The organism is Bacillus sp. PDNC022 (genome assembly GCF_016919285.1).
In the GTDB taxonomy this organism is placed as follows: Bacteria; Bacillota; Bacilli; order Bacillales; family Bacillaceae; genus Bacillus; species Bacillus safensis.
Genome location: NZ_CP070345.1, coordinates 2,326,782 through 2,350,704, shown reverse-complemented (window position 1 = coordinate 2,350,704; position 23,923 = coordinate 2,326,782). Strand labels below are relative to the sequence as shown.

Annotated in this window: 21 protein-coding genes and 2 riboswitches; of the genes, 16 read left to right on the top strand and 5 right to left on the bottom strand. The window is 41.2% G+C overall.

Going from position 1 to position 23,923, the window contains the following annotated elements; genetic code table 11:
• Positions 1-18: 18 nt before the first annotated feature.
• From JVX94_RS12220 to JVX94_RS12180, 8 genes are all read left to right on the top strand, one after another.
• A complete protein-coding gene (locus JVX94_RS12220) occupies positions 19-1,242 on the top strand; it encodes a glycosyltransferase family 2 protein (protein ID WP_411810480.1) in 1,224 nt (407 codons plus the stop codon).
• 4 nt (positions 1,243-1,246) lie between these two features.
• A complete protein-coding gene (locus tag JVX94_RS12215) occupies positions 1,247-3,334 on the top strand; it encodes a cellulose biosynthesis cyclic di-GMP-binding regulatory protein BcsB (RefSeq protein ID WP_205183279.1) in 2,088 nt (695 codons plus the stop codon).
• Positions 3,335-3,403: 69 nt separating this feature from the next.
• Positions 3,404-3,548: riboswitch (cyclic di-AMP (ydaO/yuaA leader) on the top strand.
• A gap of 112 nt (positions 3,549-3,660) precedes the next feature.
• Entirely contained in the window at positions 3,661-5,487 is a 1,827-nt protein-coding gene (locus tag JVX94_RS12210) for an APC family permease (RefSeq protein WP_203129302.1), read from the top strand.
• Positions 5,488-5,554: 67 nt separating this feature from the next.
• A complete protein-coding gene (locus JVX94_RS12205; protein WP_203129303.1) occupies positions 5,555-7,276 on the top strand; it encodes a pyruvate oxidase in 1,722 nt (573 codons plus the stop codon).
• A 231-nt stretch (positions 7,277-7,507) separates the two neighbouring features.
• Positions 7,508-9,214 (top strand): T7SS effector LXG polymorphic toxin, encoded by a 1,707-nt coding sequence (locus tag JVX94_RS12200; protein ID WP_240193758.1) that lies wholly within the window; start codon positions 7,508-7,510, stop codon positions 9,212-9,214.
• On the top strand, positions 9,204-9,650 hold the full coding sequence (locus JVX94_RS12190; protein ID WP_197197467.1) for a toxin-antitoxin system YwqK family antitoxin: 447 nt from the start codon (positions 9,204-9,206) through the stop codon (positions 9,648-9,650). The genes JVX94_RS12200 and JVX94_RS12190 overlap by 11 nt, the downstream gene beginning before the upstream one ends.
• A 13-nt stretch (positions 9,651-9,663) precedes the next feature.
• A complete protein-coding gene (locus JVX94_RS12185; protein ID WP_095407851.1) occupies positions 9,664-10,365 on the top strand; it encodes an endonuclease V in 702 nt (233 codons plus the stop codon).
• Positions 10,366-10,447: 82 nt separating this feature from the next.
• Positions 10,448-10,672, top strand: a complete 225-nt coding sequence (locus tag JVX94_RS12180; RefSeq protein ID WP_144472972.1) for a hypothetical protein — start codon at positions 10,448-10,450, stop codon at positions 10,670-10,672.
• 40 nt (positions 10,673-10,712) lie between these two features.
• Here the strand turns inward: JVX94_RS12180 and JVX94_RS12175 are convergent, their stop codons facing one another.
• The 4 genes from JVX94_RS12175 to JVX94_RS12160 form a co-directional block, all read right to left on the bottom strand.
• Positions 10,713-10,976 (bottom strand): hypothetical protein, encoded by a 264-nt coding sequence (locus tag JVX94_RS12175; RefSeq protein ID WP_008346966.1) that lies wholly within the window; start codon positions 10,974-10,976, stop codon positions 10,713-10,715.
• A 98-nt stretch (positions 10,977-11,074) separates the two neighbouring features.
• A complete protein-coding gene (locus JVX94_RS12170; RefSeq protein WP_048240316.1) occupies positions 11,075-11,644 on the bottom strand; it encodes a GNAT family N-acetyltransferase in 570 nt (189 codons plus the stop codon).
• Between the two features lie 71 nt (positions 11,645-11,715).
• Positions 11,716-12,993, bottom strand: coding sequence for an Nramp family divalent metal transporter (locus JVX94_RS12165; RefSeq protein ID WP_111927709.1), 1,278 nt, complete (start codon positions 12,991-12,993; stop codon positions 11,716-11,718).
• Positions 12,994-13,215: 222 nt separating this feature from the next.
• Complete coding sequence (locus JVX94_RS12160) at positions 13,216-13,476, bottom strand: GlsB/YeaQ/YmgE family stress response membrane protein (RefSeq protein ID WP_024427360.1); 261 nt, start codon at positions 13,474-13,476, stop codon at positions 13,216-13,218.
• A gap of 156 nt (positions 13,477-13,632) precedes the next feature.
• Here JVX94_RS12160 and JVX94_RS12155 point away from each other — a divergent pair, with 156 nt between their 5' ends.
• Complete coding sequence (locus JVX94_RS12155) at positions 13,633-14,463, top strand: EcsC family protein (protein ID WP_073203922.1); 831 nt, start codon at positions 13,633-13,635, stop codon at positions 14,461-14,463.
• Between the two features lie 25 nt (positions 14,464-14,488).
• On the opposite strand, the gene JVX94_RS12150 is transcribed toward JVX94_RS12155, so the two are convergent.
• Entirely contained in the window at positions 14,489-15,586 is a 1,098-nt protein-coding gene (locus JVX94_RS12150) for a DctP family TRAP transporter solute-binding subunit (protein ID WP_144472968.1), read from the bottom strand.
• Between the two features lie 67 nt (positions 15,587-15,653).
• On the opposite strand from JVX94_RS12150, the gene JVX94_RS12145 reads away from it, so the two are divergent.
• From JVX94_RS12145 to JVX94_RS12115, 7 genes are all read left to right on the top strand, one after another.
• Positions 15,654-17,273, top strand: a complete 1,620-nt coding sequence (locus JVX94_RS12145; protein WP_404841150.1) for an ATP-binding protein — start codon at positions 15,654-15,656, stop codon at positions 17,271-17,273.
• Complete coding sequence (locus JVX94_RS12140) at positions 17,270-17,953, top strand: response regulator (protein ID WP_197197466.1); 684 nt, start codon at positions 17,270-17,272, stop codon at positions 17,951-17,953. Before JVX94_RS12145 ends, JVX94_RS12140 begins: the two co-directional genes overlap by 4 nt.
• A 124-nt stretch (positions 17,954-18,077) precedes the next feature.
• Positions 18,078-19,346, top strand: coding sequence for a C4-dicarboxylate transporter DctP (gene dctP, locus JVX94_RS12135; protein WP_095407792.1), 1,269 nt, complete (start codon positions 18,078-18,080; stop codon positions 19,344-19,346).
• Positions 19,347-19,543: 197 nt separating this feature from the next.
• On the top strand, positions 19,544-20,566 hold the full coding sequence (locus tag JVX94_RS12130) for an AI-2E family transporter (RefSeq protein ID WP_024425375.1): 1,023 nt from the start codon (positions 19,544-19,546) through the stop codon (positions 20,564-20,566).
• A gap of 63 nt (positions 20,567-20,629) precedes the next feature.
• Positions 20,630-20,763: riboswitch (cyclic di-AMP (ydaO/yuaA leader) on the top strand.
• A gap of 76 nt (positions 20,764-20,839) precedes the next feature.
• A complete protein-coding gene (locus JVX94_RS12125; protein WP_205183277.1) occupies positions 20,840-22,081 on the top strand; it encodes a dicarboxylate/amino acid:cation symporter in 1,242 nt (413 codons plus the stop codon).
• Between the two features lie 127 nt (positions 22,082-22,208).
• Complete coding sequence (locus JVX94_RS12120) at positions 22,209-23,120, top strand: ABC transporter ATP-binding protein (protein WP_144472952.1); 912 nt, start codon at positions 22,209-22,211, stop codon at positions 23,118-23,120.
• Positions 23,113-23,880 carry an ABC transporter permease gene (locus tag JVX94_RS12115; RefSeq protein WP_095407795.1) on the top strand — a complete coding sequence of 256 codons (768 nt, stop codon included), beginning with the start codon at positions 23,113-23,115 and terminating at the stop codon, positions 23,878-23,880. Before JVX94_RS12120 ends, JVX94_RS12115 begins: the two co-directional genes overlap by 8 nt.
• Positions 23,881-23,923 lie beyond the last annotated feature (43 nt).

The following is a 23,923-nucleotide window of genomic DNA, read 5'->3' as shown; positions in this document are numbered from 1 at the left end:
TTAATACTGATTTGGATCATGCTCCTTTACCACATGTTTCTCATGCAGGGCGGCTTTCAGCACTACCTGACCTACGAAAAAGTGCTGCCTGAATGGACGAAACAAGGGAAGGAACTGCCGACCGTCAGCATTCTGATTCCTGCTCATAATGAAGAAGTTGTCATCCGGCAAACGCTAAAAGCGATGGTCCAGCTATCCTATCCTAAACATCTCCTTGAAATCATTGTGATTAATGACAATTCTTCCGATGGCACAGGAGACATCGTGCAGTCTTTCAGTGAGCAATATGATCATGTTCATATGATTGAAACGAAGCCGCCATTTGCAGGAAAGGGAAAATCCACTGCACTGAATGAAGGTTTAAAGGCTTCAACAGGAGAAGTCATCTGCGTATACGATGCAGATAACATGCCTGAACAAAAGGCCGTCTATCATTTGGTTCTTGGTTTATTGAATGACCCAAAGGCAGGCGCTGTTGTCGGGAAATTCAGGGTCATCAATGCAGCCAAAAATCTGCTGACCAAATTTATTAATATTGAGACCATCTGCTTCCAATGGATGGCGCAAGGCGGAAGATGGAAGTGGTTTGGCATTGCAACAATACCAGGCACCAACTTCGCCATCCGCCGGCACATTTTAGAAGAGCTTGGCGGCTGGGATGTTCATGCATTGGCTGAGGATACCGAATTAACGATTCGTGTCTATAACCTTGGCTATGTCATTCGATTTTTCCCGGCTGCGATCACATGGGAACAAGAGCCTGAGACGTGGAAGGTCTGGTGGCGTCAAAGAACGCGCTGGGCTCGAGGCAATCAATATGTTGTGCTCAAATTTTTAAAGCAGTTTATGAAGCTGAAAAGAAAACGAATGATTTTTGATTTGTTTTATTTCTTCTTTACGTATTTCTTATTTTTCTTCGGTGTCCTGCTCTCAAATGGCATCTTTATCGTGAACCTATTTGTTGACCTTCACTTATCTGTAGGAGGTGTTGCGCTGATCCTGTGGGGATTGGCCTTCTTCCTCTTTCTAACAGAAGTGATGATTACATTAAGCATTGAGAAAACAGAGCTCACCAAACAAAATATACTCATTGTGGCACTCATGTACTTCACTTATTCTCAAGTATGGATTGCGCTAGTCGTGTACTCCTTATGTGTAGAGGCAAAGAGCCGATTATTCAAACAAGAAGTGAAGTGGTACAAAACCGAGCGTTACGATCAACAACAAAAGAAAAGCGGGTGACAAATTGAAATCGGTAAAATGGATGATTTTTATATTGGTGATATCCCTTGCCATTCAGCCTTTTTTCATGGCAGGTCAAGCAATGGCGCAATCAAATCGAGTACAGGTGAAAGATGACTGGATTCGCTCATCTAAAGGAAGCCAGACAGAAACGCAGCATTTATCAGAAGATGTAGTGACCTTGTATGGACAAGAAGACCGCACTGAATTTTCCTATCAAATAGAAAAAGAAAAAGTAGAGTCTAGCACCCTTACATTGAATATAGAGGCTTCACCATTACTCATTTCGCCATCTTCGTTCACAGTCATGATCGATGGAGAGATTGAAAAGACCATTCCCGTATCAGGGAAAAACCAAAAGAAATCGATTCAAATCAAATTGAACAAAGCGCAATTGAAAAAAGGATCTCATCAAATTCAGCTCGCTTTTTATGGCGTGTTAAAAGAAGGTGTGTGTATCAACCAAGATACACCTGCCAATTGGCTGAAAGTATACCCTGAAAGTGAGCTGGATTTCAAAGGGACTCAAACGAAAGACGTGACGTTAGACAGCTTTCCTTCACCTTTCATTCAAACAGGTGATCAGAAAGAACAAACAGATATTGTGATTCCAAATTCACCGGAAGCATCTGAATTAGAAGCGGCTATGAAAGTATATCGTACGTTGAAAAACAAAGACCGAGAGGCAGACCTCAAACTTGTCCAAGAAAAGGACCTCAAGCAAATCGCGCATCCAACCATTGCTGTAGGAGCAAAAGGAAACTGGGATGGACGAATGAAATCGATCGAGCAAGCTGCGAAGATGAAAACAGCAAGCAATCAACTCACATTAGCGGTGAGAACCTTGACAGGAAAGAAAAAAGAACAGCCCATTTTATTTGTCACTGCTGAACAGCCCAAAATAATTGCCGAAAAAATCAATGTCTTGACTCAACCAGAACTGACCGATCAGCTCACTGGGACTGATTTACTCCTTCAAAAGGTTACGGCTAAAGCATCAAAACCATCACATCAAATTCGTTTAAAAGATTTTGGTGGTGATGATGTTACGGTTGGAACCAAAAAGACGGCATCTGATCATTACTATTATCCAAAGGCATTGATCGCTAATCAGAAATCAGGTGCAAAACTAAATCTATCATTTAAAAAATCTGATACAGCGAACAAAGCGGAACGCTTAACAGTCATGATCAATAACGAACCACACGATGTACCGTTAACAAAACTAGGAAACAAAGATGGGAATGGATTCTATCATGTGTCAATTCCAGTAGATTCACAAGTACTTCAAAAGAACGAATATATTGATCTACAATTTGTCACTACCGGCTTTAAAAACATGGAAGCCTGCAGACATACGGATGAAGAAGGCTGGATTTACATTGATAAGAACAGCTCTCTTCAAATACCAGAAGGGACGACTAGTGATACACCAGATTTAGCTTCATGGCCGCTTCCTTTCACATCAAAAACGCAGCAAGGAAAAACATTGATCATCTTGCCACATCAAATCAAGCAAGAAACGATCAATCAAATGGCGATGCTGACAGAATCATTTAGTCAGCCGGAAGCTGCTCAATATCAGTTGATCAAAGCATCAAATGTGACAAATGATCAATTGAAAAATCACTCTCTTATTTTCATCGGGGGCATCCATACGTTCTCTCTTTTAAAAGAAAAAGCAGACGATCTCATCGTTCCAGCGAAAAAGGATCAGTATGATGTATCCTCCTTTGGCATGATCAACGAAACGACTGCTCGTATTGTATGGACGCAGCCATCTGTATGGAATAAAGAACAAACAATGACCGTCTTTTCAGGAATGAATGCAGCCGACGCTGATCTTTCACATGAAGTGATTCATTTCCTGCAAACAAATACGGAAACGGCAACAGTTGCAATCGAGAGCAAAAACAAGGACATGTTCTCTAATCATCAAACAGTCAGCAGCACAACAAATGATCTTCAAAAAGGTGAAAAGCAAGGCGTTGGTGATTCTTGGATTTACTTTGCATGTATCGCTGTGCTAATTATTTTTGTGGTCGTGATGATTATTTATTTCGTACGAAAAAACCGCAAAAAGACTGATTGATAAACGATCAAAAGACCTTGAAAAAATGTCTTTACTTTGGTGTCAAACGGGAGTATGATCTCTTTTATAAAAGACCAATCGCTGAATCATTTCGATGAGCGGGGGAACCATTAGTAGTGTAAAGCACTACATGGGGTGAATCCTTTTTAGGTAGGGCAAAATCTCATGCGCCCGAATCCGTCAGCTAACCTCGTAAGCGTTAAAGAGAGCAAAGACCAACCTGTGATCTAAACAATAGACGCAGGGGCATTCTATTGCCTCTGTGTCTTTTTGGCGATCCATCTTTTGTAACTTAAATCGTTTGACACTAAAGGAGCGGGCATCACATGTACAGTTTGATGAAGCGTATTTTAATTGGGAAACCATTAAAATCACAGGCAGCAGGAGAACAAAAACTATCAAAAATCAAAGCGTTGGCATTATTGTCATCAGACGCATTGTCATCCGTTGCATACGGTACGGAACAAATCTTGATTGTTCTTTCAGTCGTTAGTGCAGCAGCATTTTGGTACTCACTCCCGATTGCAGGTTGTGTATTAATTCTTTTAATGGCGTTAATTCTATCTTACCGCCAGATTATTTATGCTTATCCAGAAGGCGGCGGGGCCTATGTCGTCTCTAGCAGAAACTTAGGTGAAAAACCAGGACTGATCGCAGGCGGATCATTGCTTGTAGATTATATTTTGACTGTAGCAGTGAGTATATCAGCGGGTACCGATGCCATCACATCGGCTTTTCCGGCACTATACCCATATCATGTGCTGATTTCAATTGTATTGGTCATTTTAATCATGGTGCTTAACCTTCGTGGATTGACAGAATCGGCATCTATTTTGGCTTATCCCGTATACTTGTTTGTCATATCACTCCTTATTTTAATTGGAGTCGGCGGCTTTAAATTATTAACAGGAGGCGTGCCTCCAGCACCTGAGCATACAGCGATAGGCACACATGTACCTGGCATTACATTATTTCTTTTATTAAAAGCATTTTCGTCTGGCTGTTCTGCACTAACTGGGGTAGAAGCCATTTCTAATACCATTCCATCCTTTAAAAAACCAGCTGCACAAAATGCAGCGAGAACATTATTGATGATGGGTGGATTACTAGCCGTATTATTTGTTGGCGTGACATTGCTTGCGTTTGGTTTTGGCATCTCACCAAAGCCAGAAGAAACGGTAGTATCACAAATTGCATCAGATACATTTGGACGTTCATTTTTCTATTATGTCATTCAGGCTGTCACAGCTTTAATCTTGATATTAGCGGCAAACACCGGCTTTTCCGCCTTTCCTTTATTGGCGGTCAACTTAGCAAAGGATAAATATATGCCGCGCATGTTTACAGTAAGAGGGGATCGACTCGGTTATTCTAATGGCATTATCTTTTTAGGTGTAGCTTCCATGCTGCTCATTTGGTTGTTTGATGGGAAAACGGAACACCTCATCCCGCTATATGCTGTCGGTGTATTTATTCCATTTACCTTGTCACAGACCGGCATGTGTGTGAAATGGATTCGTGAAAAACCGCAGGGCTGGAAAACGAAAATGCCTATCAATATAGTTGGAGCACTGATTTCTTTCACGGTTCTCATGATTCTCATTTTGACCAAGTTTCATCTTGTATGGCCATTATTTGTTTTCATGCCAATTGTGCTATTGATTTTTCATTCCATTAAAAAGCATTATCTGTCTGTTGGAGAACAACTGCGTTTAATGAATGAAACAGAGCCTGTTGAGATTAAAGGAAATGTGGTCATTGTGCCAATTGCTGGTGTAACACGTGTCGTTGAACAATCTGTTCAATATGCAAAATCCTTATCAGAGCAAGTCATAGCAGTTCATGTATCCTTTGATAAAGAAAAAGATAAGAAAATTGAAGCGGATTGGGAAAAATTGAATAGCGGTGTGCGGCTTGTGATGCTGCATTCGTCTTATCGAAGCCTTATTCATCCGCTTGATAAATTTCTTGAAACGGTTGAGGCAAAAGCAAATGCACATCAATATAAAGTGATGGTGCTCGTGCCTCAATTTATCCCTAAAAAAAGATGGCACACGATCTTGCATAACCAATCTGCCTTTTTATTAAGATTCCGTCTATTATGGAAGCGGGATATAGTGGTCGCCACCCTTCCATATCATTTTAAAAAGTAGCAGCAAGTTGAAACGTTTGATCAAAAGGATGCGGTGGTATGGAGTAAGAAAAAAGGAGTTTTCTCACATGCCGCAAAGAACCGCAGGAAAAGAAGTAACAGCGCTACTGGAAGAGTGGGGCGTAAAACATATTTATGGAATGCCCGGCGATAGTATAAACGAATTGATTGAAGAGCTTAGGCATGAATCAAGCCAAATACAATTTATACAAACGAGACATGAAGAAGTGGCGGCACTTTCAGCGGCGGCTGATGCCAAACTAACAGGTAAGCTCGGTGTCTGCTTATCCATCGCTGGACCAGGTGCTGTCCACTTATTAAATGGACTATACGATGCAAAAGCAGATGGGGCACCCGTATTAGCAATTGCAGGGCAGGTTGCGTCGACTGAAGTAGGGAGAGACGCCTTTCAAGAAATCAAATTAGAGCGCATGTTTGACGACGTCGCTGTCTTTAATCAGCAGGTACAAACAGCAGAAGCTCTGCCTGATTTATTGAATCAAGCCATTAAAGCAGCTTATACCCACAAAGGTGTGGCAGTTCTCACCGTATCGGATGACTTATTTTCTCAAAAAATTAAGCGTAAGCCAGTTTATACATCTCCTCTTTATGTTGAGGGAGAAGTACGGCCAAAGAAAGATCAACTGTTAAAAGCGGCACAGCTGATTAACAATGCGAAGAAGCCAGTCATCTTAGCAGGTAAAGGATTAAGAAATGCAAAAGAAGAGCTTCTGTCGTTTGCAGAAAAGGCTGCTGCACCTATTGTTATTACACTTCCTGCAAAAGGGGTTGTGCCAGACAGGCATCCATACTTTTTAGGGAACCTAGGTCAAATTGGAACGAAGCCAGCATATGAAGCGATGGAAGAGTGTGATCTCTTAATTATGCTTGGCACTTCCTTCCCATATAGAGACTACTTACCTGAGGACACACCTGCCATTCAACTGGATATTAAACCAGATCAAATCGGCAAAAGATATCCAGTAGACGTAGGAATCGTGAGTGACAGCAAGAGTGGTTTGCATGAACTGACCTCCTACATTGAATATAAAGAGCAGCGTGGTTTCCTTGAAGCATGTACAGAGCATATGATGAAATGGCGAGAAGAAATGGATAAGGAAAAATCCGTTGCCACATCACCGCTTAAACCTCAGCAAGTCATTGCTAGATTAGAAGAAGCAGTCGAAGACGATGCCATTCTTTCTGTTGATGTAGGGAATGTGACCGTATGGATGGCGCGACATTTCGAAATGAAACAGCAGGATTTCATCATTTCCAGCTGGCTTGCCACAATGGGCTGTGGATTACCTGGAGCGATCTCTGCTAAGTTAAATGAACCGAATCGTCAAGCAATTGCTGTCTGTGGTGATGGTGGCTTCACAATGGTCATGCAAGACTTTGTGACAGCGGTAAAATATAAGCTTCCGATCGTTGTTGTGATCTTAAACAACAGCAACCTTGGAATGATTGAATATGAACAACAAGTAAAAGGAAACATCAATTATGGCATAGAGCTTGAAGATATTGATTTTGCTAAGTTTGCAGAAGCATGTGGCGGCAAAGGAATCTCCGTGTCATCGCATGAAGAACTAGCTCCGGCTTTTGATACAGCCCTTCAATCTGATAAACCCGTCATTATTGATGTTGCTGTCACCAATGAACCGCCGTTACCCGGGAAAATTACGTACACACAAGCAGCTGGTTTTAGTAAGTACTTACTGAAAAAATTCTTTGAAAAAGGCGAGTTGGATATCCCTCCACTCAAGAAAAGTTTAAAACGCTTTTTCTAAGCAAAATGTAGTCGGTCCTCTCAAAAGAGGACTGACTTTTTTTGCTGAAAGGAAAAAATATTTCAATTATCACTTGTTTTATTCCCTCTAAAAATATTTGGAAATCATTTTTGTAACTTAAAGCCTATTTTTCCAATTCGCTGAGAAAGGTAAAATAGACTTTATGATCAATAATGGAGGGAGTGACTTCTTCTGGGTAAGATACTTGATGCAAAAGCACTAACCAGTGCCATGGATACAAGGGCAAAACACTATCAGGAACTCCGCGAACAAATGGTAGATTTAAAAAAGGCATTACAAGGTGTTGCCAATCTTGGTGATGATTTCACTGGGAAAGGTGCCGATAACATTAAAAGCTTTTATAAAGAGCTTGCTGGAAATGTAGACATGTTTATTAGCTTCATTGATAAGCAAAAAGCCTTTCATGAAGGTGTTTCTGGGACACTGGATGATACGAGCTTTGGCGGCGATACCTTTATAGAGGAACACTTTTTAGACAACGCAGTACATATGGGCATCAAAAACGCCAAAAGCATTGTAAAGGATCAAAAAAAGGCACTCAAAACCATTTTTCAAGACATTGATGACCTCATTTCTCTAGAGGTATTTGATAGTCAAACCTTTGATGAAAAAATAGAAGATGCGGAAGATGAACGAAAAAAGACGGTCAAAGATCTAAGAGAGCTTGATCAAAATTTAAAAGATGAATATGCTTTGTCAGAGACGGAACAGCAAGCTACAATGGCATTGTACGCTGAAATGATGAATGCGACAAATGACGGAAAAGCGATTTCGCCTATGAATTTTGACAAGAAAGCGTATCAAAATAGCGAAATCTACAAGGCAAAAAGCGATATTGAGAAGCAAACTTCTGAATATCTGAAAATCAAAAAAGAACAAGAAGAAGCCCGCGAGATCGCAAAGGAACAAGAAGCCCTCGCCAACCGCCCTTGGTATGAAAAAGCGCTCGATTATGGTGGAAACATCGTGAATGAACTGACTGGTGTGAACGATGCAAAACGTGCCGCAACAGGCGTTGATCCAATCACAGGGGAAGAGCTCACGGCAGGACAGAGAGTCGCCGCAGGAGGCATGGCAGCAGCAGGCTACATTCCAATCGTCGGCTGGGCAGGCCGCATTTTCAAAGGCGGAAAAGCTGTCTATAAAACCACCCAAGCCACATCAGCCGCAGTAAGGGCGGTCGATATCTACAAGACATCGCAAAAATCTTTTGACGCCCTGAAAACATCTCAAAAAGGCTTATATGGCCTCACCGCCACCAACGGTTTCAGCGAAGCGATCACAGGCCGAGACATGTTTGGAAATAAGATCTCGAAAGAACAGCAAGAATCGAGTATGAATGCGGCTCTGGGGATGCTTTTGCCGTTTGGGGTGAAAGGGTTTCATGGGAAGATGGGGGTTAAAGAGAACACGAAAAGTCGAATTGATTATTTGAGAAATAAATATGGAAAGATCGATTCAAAAGAATTAAATGAAAGAATTAATTTACGCGGAGAAACGGTGAAAGAACTAAATAAATTAAAAGAAACTGGCATTAGCAAGAAGAAAATGGGTCCTGCCTTTGCTGGAGTTTATGATAAGCAGACTGGAAAATATTCGTATGCAATAAATGATTATGATGGGAAGTTACCAGATTTCCATCCCTTAATAAATGCCAAATATGATAGAATGCCAAAAGAGGTTATAGATTCATATACATTTACAAAAGGTGCGGGGTCACATGCAGAAGTGATCGCCTTGAATAAGGCCTTAAAGGCTAATCCAGGTGCTAGTTTGGATAATTTTATTTTGAATGTTGTTAGGACAGGTCAGAGTAGAGTGAAACCGGCTGGAATGATGTTTCCAAGGTGTCCTCATTGTGCTTATCTTACAGATGGATCTAAAATTATCACGGAGGTTCCTAAAAATGTTAAATGATATATTGCAAAAAGATTTTATTTTAGAGAATGGCACTGAGTTTGAAGAATGTTTAGAATATGGAGGCCCTTACGAACTAGCAATAGTGGAAATTACCGAGGATGGTAAAGAAGAGCTGTTTACGGGATTAGCATATGATATATATGAAAATGGGAATATTGAGAGTTATTTCTATGTTGAACAAGGGGTTAAACAAGGTAAGTATGTTGAATTCTATTCAAATGGAAATATTAAGAAAATAGGTCATATGAGTAAAAATGCAGCCGATGGCTATCAAGTTGAGTTTTTTGAAAATGGAAATAAAAAGTATGAATCTGAATGTGTTGCTGGTCGAGAGATGACTTATATAAAGTATGATGAAAGTGGAAATATTGTAGAGAAAAAGGCAGAACCTAATGAATCCGATTTGAAATATGCCGAAAAATTCAACAGCTAATCGTGTGGATCTTATGAATAATGATGAAATAAATGATTTATTAGAAAAATTTAAAAGTGAACAAAAAGCGCTCTTGCCTAAAGTGCAATTGAAAAATAATTTTCAACTTGAGAACATAAGGTTTATTGCAGGTGTAGATGTAGCTTATTTTGATATGCATGGAAAAACGAGCGGTGTTTGTTGTATCGTCGTCTATGATTTGATAGAAAAAAAAATCATAGAAAAAGTGCATAGCCATGGAGAAATAAGGATTCCTTATATAGCAGGTTTTCTTGCTTTTCGTGAAATGCCATTAATTAAAGATGCAGTAAAAAAACTGACGAGACAAGTAGACGTCTATATGTTTGATGGAAATGGTTATTTACATTATAGACACATGGGCATTGCTACACAGGCGTCTTTCTTCTTAAATAAACCTACCATTGGAGTCGCAAAAAGTTATTTGAAAATTAATGGTATAGATTTTACCATGCCCCAAAATAAAACAAATGCATACACAGATATTATTATAAATAACGAAATATATGGAAGAGCCCTCAGAACCAGAGTGAATGTTAAGCCTATTTTCATTTCATGTGGGAATTGGATTGATTTAGATACAACTACAAAAATTATTATGAAACTTATTGATAAAAACAGTAGATTACCAATACCCGTAAGGTTTGCAGATATTGAGACACATGCTATTCGAAAAGAGTTATTAACAAAAGAATAGGGGAAGTGTAACATAGCACATTTTTTAGCTGTATTGAAAAGGGCTAACGACATCCAATCAAACAATAAAAGGAGATAAAACCATGCTATGGATTTTCACACAAAACCAGCAAAGTTTCGTTCATGTTCATGAAGTCACTGTAGCCGGCAAAAAGATTGAAGGGATGATCGCAGGAAGCGATACTTGGGTGAAGACGCTCGGCAAGTATGATTCAAATGATCGAGCATCAGAGATCCTTGAAGACATTGTGAAAACAATTGAAGCCAATCAAGATGCCACCGTGACTTACAGAATGCCAAATCAATAAAAAAGAAACCACCTTTCCATTGAGAAAAGGTGGTTTTTGTTTATGACGGTGTTTTTGTAAAGGCTAAAAATAAAGGGATGCCTGTGCCGACAAGGGTTGTGGCAAATAGGAACATACCGCAAATGAATAGAAAATGGCTGGCTGAAAAGACAAGTGCCAGAATGAGAAAAACGATGCTGAGTCCTGCCATGCTATATGATGGGACAAAGCGGCGTTTGTATGTGGCTTTCTTTGTTAAGAATGAGAAGAAAATGCCAAATAATAAAGGGACAATCCATAAGTAAAATAAAATAATAAGAGACATACTTCATACCTCGATTTTTCCTTCTATTTTATCAGATGCTGATCGCAACGGATACTACAAAGCTTCACTTTGTAAAATAATTCATGCAATCGACACAATTAAGTGGGCTGATTCATAGAATGCGTTTTTTCTTCCATATATTCAGGCTGTAAAAGGGCGTATACACAATGATCCGTAAAGCGGTCTCCCAGCCATTCACATTGTCTCAAAATGCCTTCAAGCGAAAAGGATAATCGCTCTGCGATGCGTCTGCTCTTCTGGTTATCGACAGCAGCTCTGATTTCAATGCGGTGCAGTCCACATTCTTCAAATAAATAACGAATGACTGCTTTGCACGCTTTTGTCATGATGCCTTTTCCTTGATAGCCTTCTCCGAGCCAATAGCCAATTGAAACAGTCCTGTCGATCCAATGAATTTGGTGGGTGCCGATGATCCCGACAAGCTCTCCATGTGACCAGATGCCCGCTTGAAAACCGTTGTTCTGCATGGCTTGCTGCATTGCGCCTTGAATGAACGCCATGCTGTCTTCTTCTGTTTTCGTTGAATCCACCCAAAGCATCCATTCACGTAAATGCTTTCTTGACCGCTGGATGAGCAAATATAGACTTCTTGCGTCTCTTGGCTCAAGCAGCCGCATGGCTATCTCTTGATCCTGATAAAAAAACATGTGCCCACATCCTCTCAGGGGAATTTTACCATAACCATATGAAAAGAAAAAGACAGCATCACGACTGTCTTTTACATAAACGTATCCACAATTAAAAAGAGATTGAGTGCGACAACAAGAGCTGCTATCACCCAAGATATTCCTGTTACCCAGCGGGCATTCGTCAATTCGCCCATAATTCGTTTTTTACTTGTAAATAAAATGAGCGGAATTAAAGCAAAGGCAATACCAAAGGATAAGACCACCTGACTCATCACAAGTGCGGATGTCGGATTCACCCCAGATGCAATGATCACAATAGGGGGAATAATAGTAATCAGCCGGCGGACATACAGCGGAATCCGGTATTGAATAAAACCCTGCATAATGATATCGCCTGACAATGTACCGACAGAAGAGCTTGATAGTCCGGCTACAAGCAGGCCTACACCAAATAAGATAGCTGATACAGGGCCTGCTAGTGTGCTAAAATGCTGGAACGCAACATCCAGATCTTCAACAAAGAGACCATTTTTATAAAATAAAGCGGCTGCTACAATCAACATACTGGCATTGATGGCTCCAGCGACTAGCATCGCAATGAGGATATCTAAAAACTCAAAGCGGAAAATCTGTTTTTTCTCCTTTTCCGTTCTGCCGACGACTCTCCTTTGGGTTAAAGCTGAATGTAAATAGATCGCGTGCGGCATCACAGTGGCACCTAAAATTCCAGCTGCAAGCAGCACACTATCTGCGCCATCAAATTTTGGAATGAAAAGCCCGCCTGCGACACTTGCCATATCAGGCTTGGCGACAAAGGTTTGCACAGCGAAAGCAATCACGACAACGAACAGCATGCCGGTGATGCCGGCTTCTAATGCGCGATATCCCCGTCTTTGCAATTCTAAAATCGCAAATGATCCGATAGCTGCAATAATGGATGCTTCAAGCAGCGGGATCCGAAAGAGCAAGTATAAACCAAGTGCTGCCCCGATAAACTCGGCTAAATCTGTGGCAATAATGACGAGTTCGCCCTGAATCCATAAACCGATGGAGACGGGTTTTGGAAACTCTTCACGTGCGATTTCAGGTAAGTTTTTACCTGTCGCTATTCCAAGCTTTGCGGACAAGGATTGGATGAGCAAAGCCATGAGATTTGATATGAGAATGACCCATAAGAGGAGATATCCATATTTGGAGCCAGCCGCAATGTTGGTGGCAAAATTTCCTGGATCAATATATGCAATGGCAGCGATAAAAGCAGGGCCTAGAAAAGGAAGAAGCCTTCTAAATCCTTTGACCTTTCCTTCAAGTGCACGCTCAGCTGCCGCTGACATGTGTGCTTGTGCCTCGATGTATTTGTTTGTCATATGTCATCACCTAGATTCTACAAAGTTTTGCTTGGGCACAAAAAGTTTCCTTCATGCAATTTTTTATCATCATATGCCCATCTTCATGAAAAGTCAACTATCTGAACTAATAGGTTTGTTTATCATATGTAAGTGAAAAAAATAGATACCTTGTCAACGCGCAACATAAAAAACACCGCCCCTTAGACGGTGTCCCTACTGCTTCCTCTGTTATTTGTTTTTTTAAGATACCCTTGATCCCACGCTGCGGAAGATCAGGCTTAAAATAATGACAAAGATTGCTGCTCCTAAGATCGCTGGAATGATCGCAAAGCCTGCCAGACTAGGACCCCACGTTCCAAGTAATCCATGACCAATCCAAGCACCTACAAACCCGGCAATCATTGAGCCGATCCATCCTCCTGGTACACTGCCTCCAGCGAGTGCACTCCCAATGAGACCAATGACAATCGCCACAACTAATGAAATTAGAAATCCTAACATGTTGATCACTCCTCTTTTGTTTGTTTATTAAGCAATAACCGTTTTGAAAAAGATTAAAACCTTTCGGAACCGCTTCAATGTTCTATACGTATGATGGACAAGGATTGTGTATAATAACAGACAAATACTTCAGCGGCATCTAAGGAGGCATATGGCATGGAGGAAAGAGAGTGGCTAAAAGCACAATTAAAGGAGATCGAAAAGTGGGAGAAAGACCAGCAAAAGGTATGGTTCTGGGAGAAACTCAGCCGCCTTCCATTTCAAATGCTGGACAAGCTGACGCCTGCTTTTATTCAGAAAAAAATCGGTGTGCTGCTTGATGAAATGGGTCATTACATTCAATCTGGCGGTGCCTATTTGACATCGGAAAAAGGCATCATTCATCAATTTCAAAAGAAGTGTGAGGGCGAATCCATTCAGCGTATAGAGGATATTGGAAAGGCACCAATCGAAATGATGGATGCCATTAGTGAACATATGGGGAAAAACAGAACGAATCTCGCGACGGTGCAAGGGGCGACAACTGGTGTCGGCGGAATGTTTACACTAGCTGCTGATATTCCTGCGGTACTGGGCCTCTCCCTGAAAACATTACAGGATATTGCCGTCACCTATGGCTATGACCCTAAAAACAAAGAGGAGCGGGTCTTCATCATTAAATGCTTGCAGCTGAACTCTGCTGATGTCGTTGGAAAGAAATCGATTCTAAAAGAGCTGAAAAGCTATCATGCATCCGAAGGGAAGCATGAAAACATGATTTCCCAAATCCAAGGGTGGCGTGAGGTCGTCTATAATTACCGGGATTCGTTTGGCTGGAAGAAACTGTTTCAGCTTGTGCCCATCGCTGGGATTTTGTTTGGTGCAGTTTCGAACCGCTCCCAATTAAAAGGAATTGCCGAAACAGGCATGATGCAATACCGAAAGCGAAGAATTTTAACAAGATTAGAAGAGCTCACGCAGCAAGAACAGAGTGAGTCCGGCGCATAAAAAAATCCCTCATCAAAGGGATTTTTTATTTGCTCTCATTCTCTTCCTGAAAAGCATGGATAGGTGAGTGTTCATAACGTGCACGCAGTTCGCGGATCTGTTTGATGAGGGTGGAGCCAATCGTTTTTTCGGCTTCATCATACAAAGGGTCAAGGGCTTTCATCCATTTTTGTCTTTCAGCATGCGTCAATTCATGAATGGAAATCGGTGATTCACGTTTAATGTCCTCCAGCTGATCTTTGTTCATCTGTTCTGCATGCTTTTCATTCCAAGCCGTAGTTTCTTCCATGGCCTCAAGTAAAATCCGTTTCGTTTCGGGTGTCTGGCGGTCAAAGAAGGATTGATCTGTTAAGACCACATAGCCTAAATACCCGTGATTGCTGATCGTCATATAGTCTTGTATATGATAGAATTTTTTTGAATAAATATTTGAAATGGTATTTTCTTCACCGTCTACTTTTTTTGATTCTAATAGCTGAAACGTTGAATTAAATGATTCCTGATAGGGCTTTGCGCCAAGAAGTTTGAATTGTTTTTCAATCATGTCGCTTTGCATAATGCGGAGAGACTGGTTTTTTAAATCAGCCGGCTGTTTGATTGGCCCTTTATTAGAGGTAATTTGTTTAAAGCCATTTGTCCAATAAGCCATTCCCTTTAATCCATCTTTTTGCAGCGTGCCAAACAACCTTTGTCCAATTGCACCGTGCAGGCCTTCTTGAACAGCGTTGTAATTTGAAAAAGCAAAGGGAAGGTCAAGTGCCAGCCACTCAGGAGACAGCATGCCGAGCTTCGAGGTAGACGGAGCGATAAATTGAACTTGATTCTCTTTGAGTGCATTAATCTCTTCAATATCAGAATAAAGGCTTCCGTTGGAGAAAATTTGAATGCTGATTTTACCATCGGATTTTTCTTGCACGAGCTCAGCAAATTTCTTTGCGGCAAGTCCTTTAGGTGTATTGTCTGCCACGACATGGCTGAATTTGAACACAAGCTGGTCCTTCAGTCCAGTCTGTTCATCATCAAAGGTTGTCGCTGATTTTGGCATCATATGATAAAAACCAAAGTATAAAGCGGTTACAAAACCGATCATGAGCAAAAGTGTATAAGCGAGTAAATTCTTCATGCGTCAGATCCCCCTTATGTCAAGCATACTTGACAGAGGAAGAATTCGTAAAGATACAGGTGAAAAAATGATGAGAAATCGATTGAAATTACAACAATTATCTATTAGATGGAAGCTTACCATCCTCACATATTTCGTTGTCATTTTCGCCCTTTTAATCGGAGGAATTGTCCTTGTTGGGGGAATTCAGCAAACAGAGGAACGGGAGCTTCGAAAAAGACTCATGAACACGGCGAGAACCGTGGCTGAAATGAATGAGGTGAAGCAGGCGTTAGCTGATCAGACAAAGGAACGTGATCGATTACAGCATGCTATCGAAGAGATTCGGATTATTCAAGACGCTGACTACATTGTCGTGATGGATATGGATCATGTGAGATTAACGCATCCAGTGAAAACGAGGATTGGCCAGCGCTCAGAAGGAACAGATGAAGAGCCGGCTTTTGCAGAGCATATTTATTTCTCAGAAGCAGAGGGAGAGCTTGGAACAGCCATCAGAGCTTTTTATCCAGTGAAGGATGATCAATTTAATCAAACAGGGGTTGTGCTTGTAGGAAGAACCCTGCCAAGTATGGCAGATATTTTAGGAGAAATGAAGCGCGATATCCTCATGATTCTCCTGCTGACGCTCAGCTTTGGGCTTGTGGGTTCATTTTTACTTGCTCGTCATATTAAACAGCAAATGTTTAAGCTTGAGCCGCATGAGATTGTAAGAATGCTAGAGGAACGCACTGCAACCTTTCACTCTATTAATGAAGGGGTCATCGCCATTGATAATCAGCACATGATCACCATTTTTAATGAGAAGGCGAAGCAGATTTTTGGCGTGACGGGTGATGTCGTGGGCCTGAATATTTGGGATGTGCTGCCTGACACAAGACTTCCTGAAATCATTGATCGCGCAGAACCCGTCTACAATGAAGAAATTCATATGAGCGGAAAGCGGATCATGAGCAGCCGGATCCCGATTGTGATGAAAAAGAAGATCATCGGAGCAGTCGCCATTTTCCAGGACCGGACGGAAGCGGCAAAATTGGCGGAGGAGCTAACAGGGGTTAAAAACTTTGTGGACGGTTTGCGGGTGCAAAACCATGAACATATGAATAAGCTTCATACGATCGCCGGGCTGATTCAGCTTGGTAAAGCCGATCAGGCGCTCGATCTAGCCTTTCAAACGACAGAGGAGCAGGAACATGTGACGGACTTTCTTCATCGCGTCATTCAGCATGATGCTGTCGCAGGATTATTGATGAGCAAAATCAGAAGGGGCAAGGAGCTTGGCATCAAGGTCGAAGTAGATGAACATAGCTGTCTCCGTGATTTCCCAGAACGGCTTGATCAGCATGATATGACGAAGCTGCTTGGAAATCTCATTGAGAATGCCTTTGCCTCGTATGATACTGTAGAAAGAGACACAAAAGTCATTTCCATTAGTATCGATCAAACGGAGGATGTTCTTGCGATTTTAATTGAAGACAATGGCTCCGGGATCGAAGAGGAACTGATTCCTTATATTTTCGATAAAGGCTTCACACACGGCAAAGAGGGCGGAACAGGCTATGGCCTGTATATTGTAAAAACGATTATCGACAAAGGGATGGGAAATGTAGAGGTCACATCAAGCATCGGCATTGGTACCACCTTCTCAATCGAATTCCCAATGACAATAGAGGAGAGAGACAGATGACTCAGATTAAGGTGCTGTTAATTGAAGATGACCCGATGGTGCAAGAAGTGAATAAAGAGTTCATTATGAGTGTTCCTGGCTTTCAAGTTGCAGCTGTCGCTGGGAACGGGGAGCAGGGCATTCAGCTGGTCAAAGAAATTCGTCCAGACCTCGTGGTACTTGATGTGTATATGCCAAAAAAGGATGGCGTCAAAACGCTGCAAGACATCAGAAAACAAAAGATGCAAGTGGATGTGATTGTCATTTCAGCAGCGAAGGACAAAGAGACCATCGGCGTCATGCTTCAAAATGGCGCGCGGGATTATATTATTAAACCATTCAAATTTGAACGAATGAAAGAATCACTTGAAAGCTATAAGGCGTTTAAATCAAAAATTCGAACAGCAGCAGAATTTTCTCAAGAGATGCTGGATGATATCATACGAAAGCCTGCTGTTAAGCAGGAAGATACTTGGCTTCCTAAAGGGCTGAATGTGCATACGATGAACGAAATTAAAGCGTATATGGGCTTGCAGGAAGGCGCGCAGTCTGCAGAAGAAGTCGCCAATGCACTTGGCATTGCCCGCGTCACGGCACGCCGGTATTTAGACTTCCTCGTAAAAGAAGGCGAGCTAAAATTAGATATGCAATATGGCGGGGTAGGACGGCCTGTGAATAAATATATCGTACATTCTGACTAAGAGACCAAAAAGACCAAAATGTACGATATGTCCATAAGCTTCACAGCCTTTGATGAAATCGCTATCATTTATCTACAGATACTAGTTAAGCGTTTACATCAAAGGGTGAGGGAGTTGATTTTTTATGAAAAGGATTTTGAAGAACCTAACATTTCAGGTGATTGTAGCTGTCATTATCGGGATCATTGTCGGGATGGTTTGGCCAAACGTCGGAAAAGAAATGAAGCCGCTTGGTGATACCTTTATCAATGCCGTTAAAATGGTCATTGCACCAATTATTTTCTTAACCATTGTTCTTGGTATTGCCAAGATGGGAGATATGAAAAAGGTTGGAAAAGTTGGGGGAAAAGCATTTATTTATTTTGAAGTCGTCACGACACTTGCTCTGGTCATCGGTCTTTGTGTTGTGAATATCATGAAGCCAGGTGCAGGTCTTGACTATAGCAAGCTTGAAAAAGGGGATGTCTCACAATATACCCAAAATGGCGGACAGGGTATCGACTGGATGGAATTTGTCACGCACATCGTGCCATCTAACATGGTTGATGCTTTCGCAAAGGGTGATATTTTACAGGTCTTATTCTTCTCTATTTTATTCGGTGTTGCGCTCGCTGCTCTTGGCGAGAAGGGGAAAGGCATCATCGAATGGCTCGATAAGCTGTCACTTGTTTTCTTTAAAATCATTGGATATATCATGCGTGCTGCGCCTCTTGGTGCATTTGGGGCGATGGCTTATACAATCGGACATTTTGGGCTGGCATCGATTAGACCGCTGGGAAGTCTGATGCTCTCCGTTTATATGACGATGTTCCTGTTCATCTTCATTGTACTGAACATTATTTGTAAAATGTATGGCTTCAGCTTGTTCAGCTATCTGCGATTTATCAAGGATGAAATTTTGATTGTTCTTGGCACAAGCTCTTCAGAATCCGTGCTGCCAAGAATGATGGATAAAATGGAACGCTACGGATGCTCTAAGTCTGTTGTTGGTCTTGTCATTCCAACAGGTTATTCCTTTAACTTAGACGGAACTTCAATCTATTTATCGATGGCCGTCGTCTTCTTGGCGCAAGTGTTTGGTGTAGACCTGTCGATCGGTCAGCAGATCACCATTATCCTTGTTCTGATGCTTACATCAAAGGGAGCAGCTGGGGTGACAGGAAGCGGATTTATCGTGCTTGCATCTACTCTTGCGGCACTTCAGGTCATTCCATTAGAGGGTCTTGCACTGCTGCTTGGGGTTGACCGCTTCATGAGTGAAGGAAGAGCAATTACAAACCTCATTGGAAATGGAATCGCAACAATTGTTGTCGCGAAGAGTGAAGGTGAATTTGACGAAGCGAAGAGCAAAACAGCACTTCAGGAAATGCGGAATATGAAGCAGGCTGTTTAGTATAAAAACAACCAAAAACCGAAACCTTATGTTCTACATGGGTTCGGTTTTTTTGTGTAAAAAAGAAAAACCAATAAATTTAATACAAATCGTAAGACCTCTTTGACCTTTTATTATATAATTTACAGAAAGATCCGATATAATGTATATCAGATACGATGAAAAATAGACTTTAGTCCTGGCAGGTGTGTAACGTAATGACGGCATTTTTAAAATTGTTCGAAAAACCCGGTGTTAAGCGGTTTTCAGTATTTGTAGTATTAGCCACAGCATTATATCTATTAAGAGGAATGATGAATTTAATTCTTTTGACCTTCATTTTCACCTTTTTGATGAATCGGTTGGAAGAGGTCATTAGAGGCTTTTTAAATCGCTTCCTGAAAATAGGACAGAAATCGGTCATTACCATTTTGTATATTCTCCTGGCTGGTGGATTGACATTTGGCGGATTCGTTTTTGTGCCAATCATCGCTAAACAGGTGGAGCAGCTATTTCATTTAGGAAAGAAAATTGCAGATCACCCACAAGATTTACCCTTCTTTGACGTCATCACGAACGTATTCGGAGATTTCAAAATATCAGCTTTCTTTGAGAAAGGGTTTAATTTCCTCTATACATACATTACCGATTTTAGCACGTTCAGTATCCAGGTCATTATGTCCTTAATTTTAAGCATGTTCTTCCTGTTCGAAAAAGAACGCCTCATTCAATTCATGAACAAGTTCAAAACGAGTAAAATCTCCGTGTTCTATCATGAAATTGCCTTCTTTGGACGTAAATTTTCCCGAACGTTTGGAAAAGTACTCGAAGCACAGTTTATTATTGCAACCGTTAACTGTGTGCTAACGACAATTGCGCTAGGCATTATGGGTTTCCCGCAGTTATTTGGATTAGCGGTCATGGTCTTTTTACTAGGCTTAATCCCAGTAGCAGGTGTAGTTATCTCTCTTATTCCACTCAGCATCATTGCGTATACACTCGGAGGCGGAATGTATGTCCTGTATATAGTGCTGGTGATTGTCATTATCCATGCCATTGAAGCATACTTCTTGAATCCGAAGCTCATGTCAGCTAAAACAGAACTCCCTATTTTCTTCACGTTTATTGTGCTGATCTTCTCTGAACACTATATTGGCATTTGGGGACTTATTATTGGTATCCCAATCTTTGTGTTTATTTTAGATATTCTTGAAGTGACAAATAGGGAAGAAAGTAATTAAAAAGTTCATATGAACCTGTTTACAATTTTCTAAAAATAAGGTATAAATGGTATGAAAATATCATATTACCACACGCTTAATCCTTCTAAAGGAATGGGGGACCCATGTTTTTGGGGTGAATTTTTCTTATCTGAGAAAAAAGGACATCTCTTCGTCCTAACCCGTCAGCTAACCTCATCAGCGTGAAGAGAGTAGACAGTGGTACACGTATGGACACGCAGGCCCACGAGAAAACTCTCTCGTGGGCTTTTTGACGAGGAAGGGGAGATTTTATTGAAGCTGGCTACAAAAATTATTATTGCCCTTATTGTAGGTGCAATCACGGGACTTTTGCTTAACATTTTCGCTCCAAATGTATTCAAAACGTTAGACCCTTATCTATTCACACCTCTAGGTCAAATCTTTTTAAATCTAATCAAAATGCTAGTTGTACCGATCGTCTTCTTTTCCATTACACTTGGTGTGGCAGGCCTCGGCGATCCAAAAAAGCTTGGCCGAATTGGCGCAAAAAGCATCTTATATTTTCTACTGACCACAACATTCGCTATTATCATTGCGATGTCTTTGGCATTATTGATCAAACCAGGTTCCTTTGGTTCATTCGATACGAAAGGGGCAGAATACAAACCTCAAGAAGCACCATCTACGACCGACACTTTATTAAACATCATTCCATCAAATCCAGTTCAATCTTTAGTCGAAGGAAATATGCTGCAAATCATTGTATTCTGTGTTTTTTTAGGACTAGGAATTGCAGTGCTAGGTAAAAAGACAGAAGGATTACTCAAAATATTAGAACAAGGCAATGAACTCATGATGTACCTTGTAGGTGTGGTCATGAAATTTGCTCCATACGGAACATTCGGTTTAATTGTGACGGCGATTGGGAGTCAAGGTCTTGATGCCATTAAAGCCATGGGACTTTATTTTACAGTGGTGTTAGTAGCGCTATTGGTGCATTTCTTTCTCACTTACGGCTCAACGTTGGCTATATTTGCAAAAAGGAATCCATTTACATTCTTTAAAGACTTTTCACCTGCCATGGTTGTAGCCTTTAGTACGTCCAGCAGTAGTGCAGTTCTCCCTGTATCAATGGAAACCGCTCAAAAGAAATTAAAAGTACCTGAGCCAATCTCTAGTTTCGTACAGCCGTTAGGCGCTACGATCAATATGGATGGGACAGCGATTATGCAAGGGGTTGCAACCATTTTTATTGCTCAAGTGTTTGGTGTGGAGCTAACGCTGATGCAAATGCTCACAGTTGTATTAACGGCAGTATTAGCCAGTATCGGGACAGCCGGTGTACCAGGCGTTGGCTTGATCATGCTTGCGATGGTCTTGAATTCAGTTGGACTTCCTGTCGAAGGCATTGCGCTTATTCTTGGAATCGACCGCCTACTAGATATGGCAAGAACCGTAGTGAATATTACAGGTGACGCAGCATGTGCTGTGATTGTGACAGAAACTGAGAAAAAACATGAGAAAGATATATCATCACCTAACTTATCACTGTAATAAGCAAGAAGGGCTGACTGGATCAGCCCTTTTTTTCATGGATTGACTTGTCTACCGTGATATACTTTTTACAGGATGAGCGGTCGTAACTGCCGCCATAGGCTTTACATCAGAAGGAGGAACCACTTTGCAGTCTGCTGTTTTAAAAGTAGAGAAAGTCGATAAACAAATTGGCCGGAAAATGATCTTGCAAGATATTTCTATAGACATTGGGCGAGGAGAAATTGTCGGATTACTTGGTCCCAATGGATCTGGCAAAACAACCTTGATTCGTTTGATCGTTGGCTTGATGAAAAAAAACAATGGCCAAATCATGATCAACGGATATTCACAAGATGAGGATTTTCTCCAGGCGATGTCATCTGTTGGTGCGATCATAGAAAACCCAGAATTTTATTCGTATTTAACAGGCTTTGAAAACCTTGAAATGTATGCAGCGATGCACAACGGGGTGACGGAGGAACGCATTCAGGAAGTAGTGGAAAGAGTTCGTCTTGAGGATGCCATTCATCAGAAGGTCAAAACGTATTCACTAGGGATGAAACAAAGGCTTGGGATTGCACAAGCTATTTTGCATCGGCCGAACCTGCTCATTTTAGACGAACCGACAAATGGACTGGATCCTGCAGGAATGAAGGAATTCCGGGAGCACTTGCAAATGCTTGTACAAGAAGAAGGAACCTCCGTGCTATTTGCGACGCATTTATTGCATGAGGTAGAGGAGCTATGTGACCGCATGATCATCATTCAAAAGGGTCAGATCAAAGCTAGCACTCATCTCCGTGATATGGAAGGGAAAGAACAGGTGCTGATGAATATTCAGCCAGTAGAAAAGGCGGTTTCATGGCTTGACGAACACGAGTATACATATAAACGAAATGGAGAGCGTGTATTGCTTCAACTGAACAAAGAACGTGTGCCAGAGCTGAACAAACAGCTTGTGCTGGCGGGGTTTGATGTACTTGAAATGGTGCCTCAAAAGCAGTCAATTGAAGAGGCGTTTATGAAATGGACGGAAGGCGGGACGACAGATGCTTAACCTCATCAAGAATGAGCATAAGAAAATCATGAGGAAAAAGATCACATTCATTGCTCTTTTATTGATCGTTGTATTTCAACTGGCAATGGCTCTAACTTTGAAACGAGTCATATCAAGCTTTGGTGGACAAGACACAGTCGCAAACTATTTTGCTTATTCCACGAACGTCGTGTTTATTTTACAGGTGTTAGCTGTCGTTGTTGGCGCGACCTTGATCTCAACAGAGTTTCAGAAAAGAACAATCAAGTTTTTATTGATCCGGCCAAAAACAAGACTGCACATTTTTCTGTCAAAATACATCACACTTTTGCTGACAGTCATTTATTTGTTTGTTTTTTATTATGTTTTGGCCTTTCTATTTGGTCTTATTTTCTTCGGTACTGATTTTGATGAAAGAACGGGGCAATTATTTCAGCATACGTTTGCCGTCATTGGATCTCAGTGGGTGGAAGTGGTCATGATGGCAAGTTTTGCTTTTATGTGTTCCAGTTTGTTTAGAAACAGTCTTGTTGCACTTGTGACTTCGTTTTTTGTTTTATATGCGGCGAAATCACTTGTACCCATCATGTCTCTCTTAGAAAATCAGTGGGGGAAAATCCTCCTTTTTGCGAATACAGACTTTACTCAGTACAGCTTTCAAGGACCGCCGCCTTTTGATGGGATGAGCATTTTGTTTTCTCTATTTATAGTGGGGGCGCATTTTGTGTTCTTTGTTGGATCGGCTTGGATTCTTTTTTGGAAACGTGATGTAAATGTGTAAAAATTGTGTCAAATAACAAGAAAAATTCGTGACATCTTTGTGA